Annotated in this window: 1 protein-coding gene; it reads right to left on the minus strand. The window is 76.5% G+C overall.

Going from position 1 to position 2,908, the window contains the following annotated elements; all coding sequences use genetic code 11:
* Positions 1-28: 28 nt before the first annotated feature.
* Positions 29-2,722, minus strand: coding sequence for an SDR family NAD(P)-dependent oxidoreductase (locus tag BN2279_RS07765; RefSeq protein ID WP_059007803.1), 2,694 nt, complete (start codon positions 2,720-2,722; stop codon positions 29-31).
* Between the last annotated feature and the right edge of the window lie 186 nt (positions 2,723-2,908).

Here is a 2,908-nt window from a genome sequence, read left to right on the forward strand (position 1 = left end):
AACAGGCATAGCACACCGAAATACTTATCTACTCGCGCGAGGAACAGACATAGACGAGCACCCATCGCCGTCTGAGCGCGGAGAGGGAGATGGAGAGCGCCGGGGACCCGGCGCGCCCCGGGTCCCCGTACGTGGCCACCACCCGTTCGTCGGGCCCGGCGAGGGCCGTCTCCAGCAGGGCCAGCCCCGCCGTCGTCGGCAGCGGAAGGCTCCCGTCGCGCCGGGCGGCCCGTTCCAGCACTTCCGGCGTCACCCGCATGCCGCCGTCCGCCCACAGCGGCCACCCGACGGCGACGCTCCGGCCCGGCCGCCCGCCCCGCGCGGCGCGGGCCGCGAGGTAGTGCTCCAGATACGCGTTGGCGTAGGCGTAGTCGCACTGGCCGGGGTTGCCGACGGACGCGGCGAGCGAGGAGAACGCGGCGAGGAAGTCGAGCGGCTCGTCCCGCGTCGCCTCGTCCAGGACGGCCAGGCCGAGGACCTTCGGGGCGAGCACCTCGGCCAGCTCGGACGGGCTCTTGACCGGGAACAGGCCGTCCCGGAGGGTTCCCGCGCCGTGCAGCACGCCGCGCAGCGGCCCGAACCGCCGCCGGGCGCTCGCGATCAGCGCCGCGACCGCCGCCGGGTCGGTGACGTCCGCCGCGTGGTACTCGACGGCGGCGCCCGCGCGTTCCCACGCGGCCAGCGACGCCCGGACCGCGTCGGGCAGCGGGCGGCGGCCGGCCAGGGTCAGCCGCGCGCGGCGGGTCGAGGCCAGGTGCCCGGCGACCAGCAGGCCAAGACCGCCCGCGCCGCCGGTGATCAGGTAGTGGCCCTCGTCGCGCAGGGCCACCGGACCGGTTCCGGCCGCCGTGCCGTTGCGCGACGGCAGGAAACGGAGCGCCTCCCGGCTCCCCGCCCGCAGCCGGACGGCGGCCTCCGCGCCGGGGCGCGCGGCCTCCGTCAGCAGCGCGGCGGCGGTCGCCGTCGCGGACATCCCGGCGTCCAGCTCCACCGCCCGGCAGCGCAGCGACGGCAGCTCGGCCGTCACGGTCCGGCAGAGCGCGGCGACCGCCGCCGGGGCAGGGGGCGCCACGCCGTCACCGTCCAGGTGGTACGGGAACAGCAGGGCCCGCACCGGCCGGGGCGCCCGCGCGGCGGCGGCGCACAGCGCCCAGGCCGCCACGGCGACGCGGTCCGGTGCGCCGTCCGCCGGGGCGGCCGACACCACGGTCCACGGAACCTCCGGCCCGCCCGCCTCCGCGAAGAGCCTGGCGCACTGCTCGCGGTCGGCCGGGTCGAGCCGGAACGCGTCGGCGCCGCGCCGTTCGTACCTCTCCGCCGGGCGGGCCGTCACCAGCCGGGCGCCCGGCGGCAGCGCGGCGCGCAGGGCCGCCTCCAGCGCGGGGTCGTCCCCGACCAGCAGCAGCGCCGCCACCGGCTCCGCCTCCCCGGAGGCGGGCAGCGGCGTCCAGACCGGCCGGTACAGCGCCGCCTCACCGGCCGGGACCGCGCCGGAACGCCGCTCCTCGGAAGGCTGCTCCCCGGAACGCTGGGCGCCGGTGCGCGGCGCCGGGTTCAGGGTGGCGAGATGCGCGGCGAGCGCCGCGACGGTGGCGTGTTCGAACAGCAGCGTGGGGTACAGGGCGATGCCGGTGATCTCCTCCAGGTCGCCGCTGATGCCGAGCATGTCCACGGAGCTGAGCCCCATGTCGTAGAAACCGGCGCGCTCGTCCACGGACGCCGCCGGCCGGCCGAGCAGCGCGCCGATCCGCGTGCGCAGCCAGGCGGTGTAGGCGCCGGCCCCGTCCCCGGCCGGTCCGCCGGTCACCTCCGGCACGGGAACCGGGCCGGGAGCACGGTCCGCCGCCGCCCGGGTCAGCAGGCGCCGCATCAGCTCGGGTTCGCGGACCCGCTTGCAGCTCAGCCCGGTGAACTCCGCCGCGAGACGCCCCTCGTGGTCGTACAGCACCAGATCGGAACGGAACAGCTCGCCGGAGGCGGACAGCGTCTCCGGACGCGGCACATGGACGGTGAACCGGCCGGGCAGCGTGCCCGGGGCACGGAACCGTTCGATGAACATCGGGATGAACGGCTCGGCCGCGCTGATCTCCCGCTGCCCGTACGCGACGATCGTCGCCGCGTCGAGCTTCGCCGGGTGCAGCCGGAACGCGTCCTGGTCCGAGGCGTCCGGCTCCTGAAGGTCCAGCTCGGCGACCAGACCGGACGGGCCCACGCGCAGCGACCCGGCGCAGCGCATCGGGCCGCCGTGCGTGATCTCGCGCGAACGGGTGTGCCGGTACATGTCCGCCATCGGGCGGATCCGCGCCGACCCGTCGGCCGGGACCGGCGGAACGGTGAACAGCGCGTCGGCGAACGGGGGTTCGGGGCCGTCGAGGACGAGGACGGCGCGGAAGTTCTCCCGCCACTCGCCCTCCGGGCGGCCGTCGCGCAGCCATCTGCTCTCCCCGCGCACGGGCCGGCCACCGGCGGCGGGCGGCCCGATCAGGACCCGTATCTCCCGGTCGGAACCGGGCGCGGTGGCGATGGCCTCGGCGAACACGACCTGCCGCAGTTCGGCGGTGGCGGTGGGCAGGCCGCTGCCGTCGAGGACGCGGAACACGATGTCCAGGAAGGTGACCCCGGGCAGCACGCTGACGCCGTGCACCCGGTGGTTGCTCATGATGAAGTCCTCGTGCCGCAGCGTCAGTCGGCAGTCGATGGGTTCCGGCTGAGGGTTCGTCATCGCGGGGTCGTCTCCTGAGTGGCCGGAACGGGTCGCGGGCCGGACGGGTGTGGCGGGACGGATGGGGGGGGGGGGGGGTGCGGGGGCCGGGGCGGGCGGGGGGGGGGGGGGCCCGCCGCCGGCTCTTTTTCAACTCTCCCGGGCCCCGGAGCAGGGAGGAAACCTCGTAGACCTCCTTTTCCTTGA

The organism is Streptomyces specialis, from assembly GCF_001493375.1.
GTDB lineage: Bacteria > Actinomycetota > Actinomycetes > Streptomycetales > Streptomycetaceae > Streptomyces > Streptomyces specialis.

Bases quoted from the DNA above. Each gene is read 5' to 3' on its own strand.
- BN2279_RS07765 (WP_059007803.1), bottom strand. From the start codon at position 2,722: ATGACGAACCCTCAGCCGGAACCCATCGACTGCCGACTGACGCTGCGG.